This window comes from Nocardioides sp. P4_G4 (assembly GCF_056401085.1).
This window is the reverse complement of sequence record NZ_JBFUKA010000015.1, coordinates 44,302-56,618: the sequence shown is the minus strand read 5'-3', so window position 1 is coordinate 56,618 and position 12,317 is coordinate 44,302. Positions and strand designations below refer to the sequence as shown.

The 12,317-nt window shown below is 72.2% G+C and carries 13 protein-coding genes; 10 read left to right on the top strand and 3 right to left on the bottom strand.

The window, feature by feature from the left end; all coding sequences use genetic code 11:
* Positions 1–170: 170 nt before the first annotated feature.
* Complete coding sequence (locus AC1DQF_RS05510) at positions 171–1,559, bottom strand: NAD(P)/FAD-dependent oxidoreductase (RefSeq protein WP_477524202.1); 1,389 nt, start codon at positions 1,557–1,559, stop codon at positions 171–173.
* Positions 1,560–1,699: 140 nt separating this feature from the next.
* Between AC1DQF_RS05510 and AC1DQF_RS05505 the strand changes: the two genes are divergently transcribed.
* Positions 1,700–2,200, top strand: coding sequence for a hemerythrin domain-containing protein (locus AC1DQF_RS05505; protein ID WP_477524201.1), 501 nt, complete (start codon positions 1,700–1,702; stop codon positions 2,198–2,200).
* A gap of 41 nt (positions 2,201–2,241) precedes the next feature.
* Positions 2,242–3,408: a fatty acid desaturase family protein gene (locus tag AC1DQF_RS05500; RefSeq protein ID WP_477524200.1), complete on the top strand. Its 1,167-nt coding sequence runs from the start codon at positions 2,242–2,244 to the stop codon at positions 3,406–3,408.
* A gap of 85 nt (positions 3,409–3,493) precedes the next feature.
* On the opposite strand, the gene AC1DQF_RS05495 is transcribed toward AC1DQF_RS05500, so the two are convergent.
* Entirely contained in the window at positions 3,494–4,300 is an 807-nt protein-coding gene (locus tag AC1DQF_RS05495; RefSeq protein ID WP_477524199.1) for a DUF2382 domain-containing protein, read from the bottom strand.
* Between the two features lie 84 nt (positions 4,301–4,384).
* Positions 4,385–5,209 (bottom strand): mechanosensitive ion channel family protein, encoded by an 825-nt coding sequence (locus AC1DQF_RS05490; RefSeq protein WP_477524198.1) that lies wholly within the window; start codon positions 5,207–5,209, stop codon positions 4,385–4,387.
* 340 nt (positions 5,210–5,549) lie between these two features.
* Here AC1DQF_RS05490 and AC1DQF_RS05485 point away from each other — a divergent pair, with 340 nt between their 5' ends.
* The 8 genes from AC1DQF_RS05485 (at position 5,550) to mmuM (ending at position 12,315) form a co-directional block, all read left to right on the top strand.
* A complete protein-coding gene (locus AC1DQF_RS05485) occupies positions 5,550–6,587 on the top strand; it encodes an NAD(P)-dependent alcohol dehydrogenase (RefSeq protein ID WP_477524197.1) in 1,038 nt (345 codons plus the stop codon).
* 174 nt (positions 6,588–6,761) lie between these two features.
* On the top strand, positions 6,762–7,457 hold the full coding sequence (locus AC1DQF_RS05480; RefSeq protein WP_477524196.1) for a VOC family protein: 696 nt from the start codon (positions 6,762–6,764) through the stop codon (positions 7,455–7,457).
* Positions 7,458–7,552: 95 nt separating this feature from the next.
* Positions 7,553–8,212, top strand: a complete 660-nt coding sequence (locus AC1DQF_RS05475) for a 2'-5' RNA ligase family protein (protein ID WP_477524195.1) — start codon at positions 7,553–7,555, stop codon at positions 8,210–8,212.
* Between the two features lie 81 nt (positions 8,213–8,293).
* A complete protein-coding gene (locus AC1DQF_RS05470) occupies positions 8,294–8,734 on the top strand; it encodes an ion transporter (protein ID WP_477524194.1) in 441 nt (146 codons plus the stop codon).
* A gap of 169 nt (positions 8,735–8,903) precedes the next feature.
* On the top strand, positions 8,904–9,377 hold the full coding sequence (locus tag AC1DQF_RS05465) for a DUF2231 domain-containing protein (protein ID WP_477524193.1): 474 nt from the start codon (positions 8,904–8,906) through the stop codon (positions 9,375–9,377).
* A gap of 17 nt (positions 9,378–9,394) precedes the next feature.
* Complete coding sequence (locus AC1DQF_RS05460) at positions 9,395–10,042, top strand: response regulator transcription factor (protein WP_477524192.1); 648 nt, start codon at positions 9,395–9,397, stop codon at positions 10,040–10,042.
* Between the two features lie 41 nt (positions 10,043–10,083).
* A complete protein-coding gene (locus AC1DQF_RS05455; RefSeq protein WP_477524191.1) occupies positions 10,084–11,364 on the top strand; it encodes a sensor histidine kinase in 1,281 nt (426 codons plus the stop codon).
* A gap of 30 nt (positions 11,365–11,394) precedes the next feature.
* Positions 11,395–12,315, top strand: a complete 921-nt coding sequence (gene mmuM / locus AC1DQF_RS05450) for a homocysteine S-methyltransferase (protein WP_477524190.1) — start codon at positions 11,395–11,397, stop codon at positions 12,313–12,315.
* Positions 12,316–12,317: the final 2 nt, after the last annotated feature.

The window sequence follows — 12,317 nt, the reverse complement described above, 5'->3', positions numbered from 1 at the left end:
GTGGGCGAGGTCGTCGCGGCTGCCGACGCCGACGACGAGTCCGTCGCGCAGGGCGAGGCCGTCGCCGTCCCAGCGCCCGTCCCGGTACGTCGGGGCGTCGCACAGGAGCAGGTCGGCGGGCGGGATGGCGTCCACGGGAGGTCCGATCGTCGGGTCGGGGGTCGGGTGCGTCAGCGGCCGGCGACGACGTCGGCGGCGCGGGCGAGGGGCGAGGTGGTCGACCGTCCGGCGGCCTCCTGCCGGTCGGCGGCGTGGTAGGCGCGGTACAGCGCCTGCACGCCGAGCCAGCGCAGCGGCTCGGGCTCCCAACGGCGCGCGCGATGGCCGACCCACGGCAGGCGGGTCCGCTCCGTGTCGTGGCCCAGGATCAGGTCGGCGAGCGTCCGGCCGGCGAGGTGGGTTGCGGTGACCCCGGTCCCCACGTAGCCGCCGGCCCAGCCGAGGCCGGTGCGCGGGTCGAGGCCGACGGAGGCCGACCAGTCGCGCGGGACCCCGAGGACGCCGCACCAGGCGTGGTCGACGGCGGCGGCGCGGGCTGCGGGGAAGAAGGTGCGCAGCAGGCCGGTGAGCGCGGCGACCGTCGCCGGGTGGGTGGCGCCGTCGGCGTCGGTGCGCGACCCGAAGCGGTAGGGCACGCCCCGGCCCCCGAAGGCGATCCGGTCGTCGGCGGTCCGCTGGGCGTAGACGTAGGCGTGGGCGGCGTCGCCGAGCGCCTCCCGGCCGGTCCAGCCGATCCGGTCCCACACCTGCGCGGGCAGGGGCTCGGTAACGACGAGGCTGGAGTTCATCGGCAGCAGGGTGCGGCGCTCGCCGCGCAGCCCGGGGGTGAAGCCCTCGGTGGCCCGGATGACGTAGCGGGCGCGGACGTCGCCTCGTGCGGTCCGGGCGCGGCCCTCCTCGATCGCCGTCACGACCGTGCGCTCGTGGACGGTGACGCCGAGCCGCTCCACCGCGGCGGCCAGCCCGGACACGAGCTTGGCCGGGTGGAGGGTCGCGCAGTGGGGGTGCCACAGGCCGCCGACGGCACCGGCGACGTCGATCCGGTCGGTCGTCTGCCCCGCGTCGAGCAGCACCGTGTCGGTGTCCGGCCACGTCGCCTCCACCGCCGCCCGGGCGCGCAGCCGGGCGAGCTGCGGGGCGTTGCGGGCCACCTCGAGCTCGCCGCCCCGGGCGATGTCGGCATCGATGCCCTCGTGCTCCGCGACCGCGACCACCTCCGCCACCGACGCGTTGAGCGCCCGCTGCTGGGCGATGGCCGGCCCCCGGTCACCGCGGACGACGTACTGCTCGCGACCGCCGGTGACGCTGTTGGTCAGCCAGCCGCCGTTGCGGCCGGACGCACCGAAGCCGGCGAAGCGGGCCTCGAGGACGACGACGCGCAGGTCCGGCCGGGCCCGCTTCAGGTGGTACGCCGTCCACAGCCCGGTGTAGCCGGCCCCCACGATGCAGACGTCGGCGTCGGTGGATCCCGGCAGCGGCGGCCGGGAGGCCGGCGTACCGACCTGGCGCCACCAGAACGACACCCCACCGTTGGTCGGTCCCGCTCCCGCACGCTGCACGGGACGACGATGACACCTCTCCCGCGGCCCCGCCAGAGGTGACTCAGAGGTGACAAGGGTCACGTGAGGGCGTCGTCCCGGGTACGGACGACGAACTCGGGTACGGCGCGGGGAGAACCCCACCCCACCAGGAGGCACGGATGTCGAACGACGCCATCGTCCAGCTCAAGCAGGACCACCAGGAGATCCGGAAGGTCTTCCGCCAGTTCCAGGAGGCGGGCGAGAACGCGACCACCCGCAAGGGCCAGCTCGTCGACAAGATCATCGAGCTCCTCACGGTGCACACCTACATCGAGAACGAGGTCATGTACCCCCGGGTGCGCGAGCTGCTGCCGGAGCTCGAGGACGACGTCCTCGAGTCCTACGAGGAGCACCACGTCGCCGACGTGCTCGTGGTCGAGCTCGCCGCCATGAAGCCCACCGACGAGCGCTTCGACGCCAAGACGACGGTGCTCATCGAGAACGTCACCCACCACATGGAGGAGGAGGAGCAGGACTGGTTCCCCAAGGTCCGCGAGGGCCTCGGTCGTACGGCGCTCCAGGAGATCGGCGAGGACCTGCTCGCCGCCCGGAAGAAGGCACCGACCCGCCCCTCCCAGCCCAGCGCGCTGAAGAAGACCATCGACGCCGTCCTGGACTGATACCTCGCATGCGGCACGCACGGACCGGGTACCCCGTCCGCATGCTCCGCATCGCCGACCCCGCTCCCCTGTCGACCACCCGGCCCGCCGACCTCGACGACGCCGAGGTCGAGGCCCTCGGGCGCAGCCTCGACGCCCTGCGCCAGCAGGTCCTGGACAGCCGGGGCGCCGCGGACGCGGCGTACATCCGCCGGGTCATCACGGTCCAGCGCTGGCTCGAGCTGACCGGACGGCTGGTCCTGCTCGACAGTCGCCGCCGCCCCGCGTGGTGGGCGGGAGTCGGCGCGCTGGCGCTGGCCAAGGTCCTCGACAACATGGAGATCGGCCACAACGTGCTGCACGGCCAGTGGGACTGGATGAGGGACCCGCGCATCCACTCCTCCACCTGGGACTGGGACCACGCGTCGCCCCCGGCGCAGTGGCAGCGGGCCCACAACGACCGCCACCACGTCAACACCAACGTGCTGGGCAAGGACAACGACCTCGGGTACGGGATCCTGCGCGTCGACGAGGCCCAGGAGTGGGAGCCGCGCCACCTCGTCCAACCCCTGTGGAACCTGATCAACGCCTGCATCTTCGAGTGGGGCGTCGCGATGTACGACCTCGACCTCGGCGAGGCCCTGCGCGAGGGCGACGGGCTGCCCCCGCGGGTGCGGTCCGAGCTGCGCACGACGGTACGACGCGCCGGCCGGCTGGCGCTGCGGGACTACGTCATCCATCCCCTGGCCTCGCTGCCCACCGGGTCGGCCCGGTCGACCCTGACCGCCAACCTGGTGGCCAACCTGGCCCGCAACATCTGGAGCCACTCGGTCATCATGTGCGGGCACTTCCCCGAGGGCGTGTCGACCTTCGAGGTGTCGGAGCTGGACGAGACGGAGTCCAGGGGCCAGTGGTACGTGCGCCAGATGCTGGGCTCCGCCGACATCTCCGGCCCGGCGTGGCTGCACGTGCTGTGCGGCAACCTGTCGCACCAGATCGAGCACCACCTCTTCCCGGACCTGCCCAGCAACCGGTACGCGGAGCTTGCCGGCCCGGTGCGCGAGCTCTTCGCCAGGCACGGGCTGAGGTACCACAGCGCCTCGCTGCCGAGGCAGGTCGCCAGCGCCTGGCACAAGGTGCTGCGGCTCTCGCTGCCCGACGACTGGACGCCGACGGACCTCCCGCGGCTGGTGCGGCGCGCCCGCCGGGCGCGCCCGCTGCCGGACTGACCGGGGGACCGTCGCCCGGACGCACAGAGGTCCGGGACCACCCGCGAAGGATGGCCCCGGACCTGACTACCTGATCAGCCGTCGATCAGCGCTGCGTGCGGTCGCCCGTCACGCCGCTGGTGGAGTCCGAGTCGTCGAGCTCGATCTCCTCCTTGCGAACGGTCTCGTCGACCTCGTGCTGCTCGGTGACCGTGTCCTTGTCGACGCGCACGCGCTCGACGGGGACGGTCTCCTTCTGCACCACGGGGCGCTCCTCCTTGAGGATCACCTCGTGCTCCTCCTCGGTGATGTCGCCACCCGAGAGCGCCTCGCCACGGTTCGCGTCCGTGATCGGCTCGCGCTCGAGGCGGACCTCCTCGTGGCTGACCGGGACGGTCTGGGTGACGTTCTCGGTCACGACGTACTTGCGCAGACGGACCCGGCCGGCCTCGCGCGTCTCGGTGCCGACGCGGACCTGCTCCTCCGAGCGGGTCATGGCCGAATCGGTGTCTGGGCCGGACGTGTCGTGGCCGGCGCCACGCGTGTCCACGTCGCCGGCGTACCCGGTCGTGTCGGCGTACGACGCGTCGTCGTCCGCGATGCCGTAGTAGGCGTAGAGGGTGCTCTCCTCGTCCTCGCTGAGGTGGCCGTCGGAGTCGGAGATCCGGGGGGCGTCCTTGACCTTGTCCTTGTCGTAGGGGACGCGGACGTCGTGGCCCGAGACCTCGCCGTCACGCAGCGGCACGAAGGACTCGCCGGTCCCGAAGATGCCGGTCTTCACGGTGACCCACTCGGGATTGCCCGTGCGGTCGTCGAGGAAGGCCTGGCCGATGCTGCCGATCTTGTCGCCGTCGTTGTCGACGACGTTGCCGCCGCCAGTGAGGAGCTGCTGTGCCTGGTCAGTCGTGAGCATGTTTTCTCCTTCGTCGGTCGTGCTGTTGTCGGTTGGAACACCTCGTGGAGCGCGCTCCCGGGTCGATACCCATGGAGCCGTCGTTCAGTACTGGCGCGTGTTGTCCTGGGCGTGGGTCCCGTAGCCGGGGTCGACGCTCGTGGGGCCGTAGGCGGTGGTGCCGTTGCCGTTGCTGGACGAGACGCGTTCCCTGGCCTGCTGGGCCTGCTCCTTGACGCTGGGAGCGTTGGCGGCCTCCTGCTTCATGCGGGGGGCCTCCTGCTCGGCCTTGGTGAGGTAGCCCTCCCAGCGCTGCTGCATCGGGCGGATGAGGCCGCCGCCGACGCCCACGATGATCACGCCGGCCACGGTGGCCAGGATCGCGACCAGGACGGGCAGGGTCACCGTGGTGGCGACACCGACCTGGTTGAGCGCGGCCACGACACCGAGGAACAGGATGAAGATGGAAGCGACGTTCGCGATCGTCCTGCCGTAGGACAGGCCGCCGAGGGTGCCCTCGATCAGGGTCTTCACTGCCGCGGCGATCGCCGAGGCGACCACGACGATGATGATGGCCACGATCAGGCTGGGCAGGAACGTGATGACGCGCTCGATCAGGTCACTGATCGGATTCGGGCCGAAGACGCCGAACGCGAGCTGAAGCACGAAGAGCATCAGCGTGTAGTAGATGAGCTTGGCGACCACGTCGCTGGCGTCCATCTTCGAGTTCGCCATCGCCTTCTTGACACCGCCGCGCTCCACGGCGCGGTCGAAGCCGACACGCTCCAGGAGTGCGCTCAACGCCTTGCTGATCGCCTTCGCGATCACCAGGCCGACGATCAGCACGACCAGGAAGAGCACCAGCTTGGGCAGGAACTGCGCAATGGTGCTGATGCCGTCCGTCAGGCCGTTCTCGAGACTGTTTCTCATGTGTTCCTCCATGTGCTGGCCCCGGAGCGCACGCGGACAGCGCGACGCCACCCCGTCAGGCATGCCTGAGGGGGCCGCGCTGACGCTGCCCGTGCCACCGAGGTCCATGTCGCCAATCGGGTGGCTTTACGTTGTAAACAAACCACACCTCGTCGGGGAGGGAAAGGGTTCCCCACCCCCAGAGGGGACACCCAGGAGGGTGGGGTTTCCGCCTGGGACGGCCGTCCGCCCGCCCGTGCCGGGAGGGGGGCACTGCTGGTACCACCCGGTCCGGGCATGAATCCGGACGTCGTCTCGTTGGACCCCGACGAGACACGTTGTCCCATATCGAAGGAGCACCATGCAGGTCACCGCATTCGCAGCCCCCGCCGAGGGCGAAGCCCTCGTCCGCACCCAGATCCAGCGCCGCGAGGTGGGTCCCAACGACGTACTGATCGAGATCACCCACGCCGGCATCTGCCACTCCGACATCCACACCGTGCGCGGCGACTGGGGTCCCCAGTCCTACCCGCTCGCACCGGGCCACGAGATCGTCGGCACCGTCACCGAGGTGGGCTCCGGCGTGACGCGCCACCAGGTCGGCGACAACGTCGGCGTCGGCTGCATGGTCAACTCGTGCGGCCAGTGCGTCAACTGCAAGGCCGGCGACGAGCAGTACTGCGTCGAGGGCATGGTCGGCACGTACGGCGCCGAGGACCGTGACGGCACCGTCACCCAGGGTGGCTACTCCACCCACGTCGTCGTCGACGCCGACTACGTCCTGTCCGTCCCCGCGGGCCTCGACCCGGCCGCGGCGGCCCCGCTGCTGTGCGCCGGCATCACGACGTACTCCCCCTTGAAGCACTGGCAGGCGGGCCCCGGCAAGAAGGTCGCCATCGTCGGCCTCGGCGGGCTCGGCCACATGGCCGTCAAGATCGCCCACGCGATGGGCGCCGAGGTCACCGTGCTGTCGCAGTCGCTGAAGAAGCAGGAGGACGGCCTCCGTCTGGGCGCCGACCACTACTTCGCCACCAGCGACCCCGACACGTTCGACGCCCTCGCCAGCTCGTTCGACCTGATCATCAACACGGTCAGCGCGAAGATCGACGTGAGCGCCTACCTCGGCCTGCTCAACGTCAACGGATCCCTGGTCAACGTGGGCGCTCCCGCCGAGCCGCTGAGCCTCAACGTGTTCTCCCTGCTCACCAACCGTCGCTCCTACTCGGGCTCGATGATCGGTGGCATCGCGGAGACCCAGGAGATGCTCGACTTCTGCGCCGAGCACGGCCTCGGTGCCGACATCGAGCTGATCGAGGCCGACCAGGTCAACGAGGCGTACGAGCGCGTGCTCGCCTCCGACGTCCGCTACCGGTTCGTCATCGACGMGAAGACCTTCTGAGTCGATCTCCTGGGCCCACCCGGCCCACCGGTCACCACGGAGCCCCCGCACCCTCGTGGGTGCGGGGGCTCCTGCGTGCACGCCGCGCCTGCCGCGTCCGGCAACTCGCTCGCGGAGACGGACCTCGACGCCTAGCCTCGAGAGGTCCGGCCGTCCGGACGGAACGGAGACCCCATGGCTTCCCGCCTCGCCGCGTTGAGCATCCGGTGCACCGACCCGGCCGGGCTGGCCCGCTTCTGGGGCGGCCTCCTCGGCTGGCAGCCCGGTCCCGCCGACACCGAGCTGCGCCCGTCGGACGACACCGGGTTCGCGCTGCGGTTCCTCGAGGCACGGCACCCCCGGGAGGGTCTCAACCAGGTGCACCTCCATCTCACGAGCGCCGCCCCTCAGGACCAGGGGCAGACGGTGGAGCGGGCCCTCGCCCTCGGTGCCGTTCACCTCGACGTCGGCCAGCTCCCGGAGGAGCGGCACGTGGTCCTCGCCGACCCCGAGGGCAACGAGTTCTGCGTCATCGAGGCCGGGAACTCGTGGCTGGCCGGCTGCGGGTTCCTCGGAGAGCTCGCCTGCGACGGCACCCCGGAGGTGGGCCGCTTCTGGAGCGCCGCCCTCGACTGGCCGCTCGTGTGGGACGAGGACGGGGAGACAGCGATCCGGTCACCGCACGGCGGGCCCAAGATCGCGTGGGGCGGACCACCGCTCAACGAGAGGCACGGGCCGAACCGGATGTTCTTCGACCTGACGGCTTCCGCCGACCTGTCCGTGGAGGTCGATCGGCTCCTGTCGCTCGGCGCGACCCGGGTGAGCGAGACCCCGGAGCAGGTCGTCCTCGCCGACCCCGACGGGAACGAGCTCCGACTCACGCGGTCCTGACGGACGGCCGACGGACGGGACCGCGGCGCGTACATGGAGTCGATCGGGAGGGGTACGGGGCCCATCGATGCCTGAGCACGGTCCGGGAGGGTTCCATGCCGACGGAGACGACACGATGGCCGCGCCACGATGCCCTGCGCGACCACTGGTCCTGGCGCCCGGAGTGGCGGACCGACCGACCCTGTCTGTACTGGTACCTCACCTTCGACCGGGACGCTGTCGCCGAGGCGGTCGGTCCCGCCCTGCTCGAGGCGATCGGCAACGCGTCCTGGATGGACCCGGTCCCCCTCGAGTGGGCGCACCTGACCCTGTGCGACCTGGGATTCCTCGACCAGGTGCCCGACCGCGCCGTCGAGCGGGCCGTGCGAGGGGTCGCCGACCTCCTCACCCCGGACGATCTCGCGACGCTCACCGTGGGACCGCTCGCCGGCATGGAGAGTGCCGTGGTCCTGGTCGCCGAGCCCTTGGCCGGGCTGCGAGACCTGCAGCGGCGCGTCCGGATGGCGTCGGAGGCCGCCCTCGGTGGGCACAGGGTCGTGCACAGGGGCCGGTTCTGGCCCCACGTGAGCCTCGGGTACGTCAACCGGTCCGTGTCGGGCCGGCAGGTGCGCGCCCTCACGGATGCGTTCGACCACCTGCGCGCTCCCCTCCCGGTGGGCCGCCTGGTGCTGGCAGCCGTGACGCGCGAGCGACACCACTACCAGTGGTCGGTGGAGGCTGACCTGACGGGATCCCACGCGACCCACGGCGATTGAGGACGTGGGGTCCGGAGCGGCGCTCGACCGGGTGGCCGGTCTGGTCGCCGACCACGGCCCCGGGCTGCGAGGCTGCGAGGCATGAACAGAATCGGATCGCACTTCCGGCGCCGCCTGGTCAGCTACCTGGTCATCGCCTCCGTCCTCCTGCTCCTGGCCGGTGGCGGGTTCGCCGCCTTCGAGTCGCGGCAGGTGTCCAACTACGCCGAGGGCGTCTGGTGGGCCCTGTCCCTGCTCACCGGCAGCGGATTCGTGGGAGAGGTGCCCACGTCCCTCGAGGGTCGTCTCCTGGCCGCGGTCCTGATGGTGGCGGGGTTCTCCCTGATCGCGCTCGTCACGGCCGCGATCTCGTCGCTCTTCGTGCGGGAGGAGCAGCAGCCGCAGGTCGAGGCCGACGAGCGGTTCGAGAGCAAGGCTCTTCGGCTGCTCGAGGACCTGTCCGTCCGGCTCGACGCCATCGAGGCCGCGCGGCCCGCGGGTCCCCCGGTGCCGGACGGGACCGATGGTCGCGGGAAGCAGTGACACACCCAGCGCGGCGATGACGACGAGGTCGACACGTGTGGCGCCGATCGGCACACCACCGACGCGACGCCGAGCCTGCGGCGCCCAGTCAGGTTGCTGGCAGGTTCAACCGCCAGACTGAGGACGGCGTCATCCCGACAGCACCGAGACCGCACCACGAGGAGCACCCGTGTTCGACCTCATCAACGGCATCCCCGTCCACCCCCTGGTCGTGCACGCGATCGTGGTCCTCCTCCCCCTGGCCACGTTGGGCACGATCGCCATCGCGCTGCGGCCGAGCTGGCGGCGGCCGTACGGCCCCCTCGTCGTCGGGTCCGCCCTGGTGTCCACGGTGCTGTGCCCCGTCGCCACGTCCAGCGGCGAGGCGCTGGAGGAGCGCGTGGGCAGTCCCGGCGAGCACGCCGAGCTCGGTGACACGCTCGTCTGGTTCGCCCTGGCGCTGCTGATCCTCTCCGCCCTGCTCGTCTACCTCCAGCGCCGCAACGACGCCCCGGGCGCGGCCCCGGCAGGTCGGGCCATCCAGGTCGTCGCCGCTCTCGCGGTGATCGCGGCGCTGGCCTCGACCGTGCAGGTCTACCGGGTCGGCGACTCGGGGGCCAAGGCCGTGTGGGGCGACTCCGCGAGCGCGTCGAGCGGGGACTGAGCACAGTGCTGGTCGGCGTGTGCGAGGACGACGCCTCCATCCGGCGCCTCGTCGGCCAGGCGCTCAAGCGGGCCGGGCACGAGGTGATCGGCGCCCACGACGGCGGCGAGGCGCTCCGGCTGTTCGGCGCCGACAGCAACGTCGACGTGCTGGTCATGGACATCGGGCTCCCGGACTCCGACGGCCGCGACGTCACCCAGGCCCTGAGGTCCGCGGGCCAGTCGGCGCCCGTCCTCTTCCTCACCGCACTCGACGCCGTCCACGACCGGCTGTCCGGCTTCAACGCCGGAGGTGACGACTACGTCCCCAAGCCCTTCGAGGTCAGGGAGCTCATCGCCCGGGTCGAGGCCCTCGGTCGACGGGGCCGCCCTGTCCCGCCCGCCGTGGCCGGGCTCGTCCTCGACCCGGCCCGGCACGCGGCCCGCACCGAGACCGGGGAGGTGCTGCTGACCCCCACCGAGTTCAGGGTGCTCGCCGCGATCACGTCGCGGCCCGGCGAGGTCGTACGTCGTCGTACCGTCGTGTCCGCCGCCTGGCCCGACGGCGCACACGTCAGCGAGAACACCATCGACTCCTTCATCCGTCGGGTCCGGGCCAAGCTCGACTCCATCGGCTCGCCCACCACGATCGAGACGGTCCGCGGCGTGGGGTTCCGGCTCACGTGAGTCGCGCCCTGCCTGCAGCACCCCGTTCGTTCCGGCGTCAGATGGTCATCCTGACGACCTGCATCACCGCGTTCGCGATGCTCCTGCTCACCGTCGTGCTGCAGCTCATCCTCGCCGACCTCAGCCAGGCCAGCGTCGACCGCGTGCTGGCGGACCGCGCCGACGCCGTCGCCGACTCCGTGGTCGCCGCGACGACCGGCGCCCGGCTCGACATCTCCACGACCGAGCTCGACACCGGCATCGTGGTGTACGACGCGTCCGGCCGGCCCGTGGGCGGGGTCGGCACCCCCGGCCTCGCGGACGACTACCGGACCCTCGGCCTGGCCGGCACGACGCAGCACCGGACCGTCGGCCAGGACCGCCTGGTCGCCAAGCCCTTCGCCACCCCCGGCGGCACGGCCGGGGTGGTGGTGGTCTCCGAACGGCTGGCGCCCTACGAGGCGGCCGAGCGCTACGCCCTGATCGTCAGCCTGGTGACCGGGGTCCTGGCCACGGCGGCGGCCGCGGCCATCGCCGCGTGGGTGACCTCCCGTGCGCTCGAGCCGGTGGCGGTGCTCTCGCGCACGGCCGCCGAGTGGAGCGAGCACGACCTGGGGCGACGCTTCGGGCTCGGGGCTCCCACCAACGAGATCACCGCCCTGGCCGCGACCCTGGACACCCTGCTGGACAAGGTCTCGGCCGCGATCCGTTCCGAGCAGCGACTCACCTCCGAGCTCGCCCACGAGCTGCGCACCCCTCTCACCGCCGTCCAGGGGACGGCCGACCTCGCGCTCCTCGACGAGGACCTGCCCCCGGACGTGCGCGAGACGATGAAGGAGGTCGCCGCGGCCGCGCGCCGCATGGCCACCACGATCACCACCCTCCTCGAGGTGGCCCGCACGGAGGCCGGGACCCGGGACGCCGCCTCCAGCTCCCTCGCCGAGGTCGTCGAGGAGGTGCTCCGCACCGTCGCGCACGAGCGTGTGGACGTGGTCGTCTCGGTGGCCGACCAGCGGGTGGCGGCTCCGCCGGCGATCCTGGCCCGGGCCCTGACCCCCCTCGTGGAGAACGCCGTGCGCTTCGCCCGGACGCAGGTCGTGGTCTCCTCCCCGGACACGGCTGCGGGCTCCGGCGACGTACGGCTCCTCGTCGAGGACGACGGACCGGGCATCGAGGATCCCACCGATGACGTCTTCCTGCCCGGGACCACCTCGTCGGGGGGGTCCGGCGCAGGCCTCGGGCTGGCCATCGCCCGGAGGATGGCCCGCAGCGTGGGCGGTGAGGTCACCCTGGCCCGGCCGCAGGGCCCGACGCGCTTCGAGCTGCGGCTTCCCCGCGCCTGAGCAGACCCCGTCGTACGGGAGGATGGCGTCATGCCCGCGACCAGCCCCACGCCCGTGGCCACCGACCGCCCCGTCGTCCTCGACGGGGGCCTCTCGACCGCACTGGAGGCCCTCGGAGCGGACCTCGGCTCCGCCCTGTGGACGGCACGGCTGCTCAGTGACGCGCCGCAGCTCGTCGTGGACGCCCATCGCGCCTTCTTCGACGCGGGCGCCGAGGTGGCGATCGCGGCCAGCTACCAGGCCAGCGTGCCGGGACTCGTTGCGGCCGGCTTCGACGAGCACGAGGCGACCAGGCTGATCACGTCCAGCGTCGCGCTGGCGCGGCGGGCCCGTGACGAGGCCGCCGGGGCATCGTCGGGCGACGGGCGCCGGCTCCTCGTCGCCGCCTCGGTCGGGCCGTACGGCGCCGTGCTCGCCGACGGCTCGGAGTACCGCGGTCGCTACGGGCTCTCGGACCGAGAGCTGCGGGACTTCCACGCACCGCGCCTCGAGCTGCTCGCCTCGACCGGACCCGACCTGCTCGCGGTGGAGACCATCCCTGACGTCGACGAGGCGCGGGTCCTGGTGCCCCTCCTCGACGAGATCGGCATCCCGGCCTGGCTCACCTACTCCGTCCGGGAGGGGCGGACCAGTGCGGGGCAGTCGCTCACCGAGGCGTACGACGCCCTCGCGGGCTCCACCTCGCTGGTCGCCGCGGGCGTCAACTGCTCCCAGCCCGACGAGGTCCTCGGCGCCGTACGGGCCAGCGTCGGGGCCACCGGGCTGCCCGCTGTCGCCTACCCCAACAAGGGCGGGCGCTGGGACAGCGCGACCCGGACCTGGGAGGGCCCGTCGGGGCTCGACATCGGGCTCGTCGAGGCCTGGGTGGGTGCCGGAGCCCGCTACGTCGGAGGGTGCTGCGGCACCGGGCCGGAGGACATCGCGGCGCTGGCCGCCGCGCTCGCCGACTGAGA

Excerpts from the sequence above, each read along its gene's own strand:
- AC1DQF_RS05495 (WP_477524199.1), bottom strand. The coding sequence starts at position 4,300 with ATGCTCACGACTGACCAGGCACAGCAGCTCCTCACTGGCGGCGGCAAC.
- AC1DQF_RS05455 (WP_477524191.1), top strand. The coding sequence starts at position 10,084 with ATGGTCATCCTGACGACCTGCATCACCGCGTTCGCGATGCTCCTGCTC.
- mmuM (WP_477524190.1), top strand. The coding sequence starts at position 11,395 with ATGCCCGCGACCAGCCCCACGCCCGTGGCCACCGACCGCCCCGTCGTC.
- AC1DQF_RS05480 (WP_477524196.1), top strand. The coding sequence starts at position 6,762 with ATGGCTTCCCGCCTCGCCGCGTTGAGCATCCGGTGCACCGACCCGGCC.
- AC1DQF_RS05475 (WP_477524195.1), top strand. The coding sequence starts at position 7,553 with ATGCCGACGGAGACGACACGATGGCCGCGCCACGATGCCCTGCGCGAC.
- AC1DQF_RS05500 (WP_477524200.1), top strand. The coding sequence starts at position 2,242 with ATGCTCCGCATCGCCGACCCCGCTCCCCTGTCGACCACCCGGCCCGCC.
- AC1DQF_RS05470 (WP_477524194.1), top strand. The coding sequence starts at position 8,294 with ATGAACAGAATCGGATCGCACTTCCGGCGCCGCCTGGTCAGCTACCTG.
- AC1DQF_RS05505 (WP_477524201.1), top strand. The coding sequence starts at position 1,700 with ATGTCGAACGACGCCATCGTCCAGCTCAAGCAGGACCACCAGGAGATC.
- AC1DQF_RS05490 (WP_477524198.1), bottom strand. The coding sequence starts at position 5,209 with ATGAGAAACAGTCTCGAGAACGGCCTGACGGACGGCATCAGCACCATT.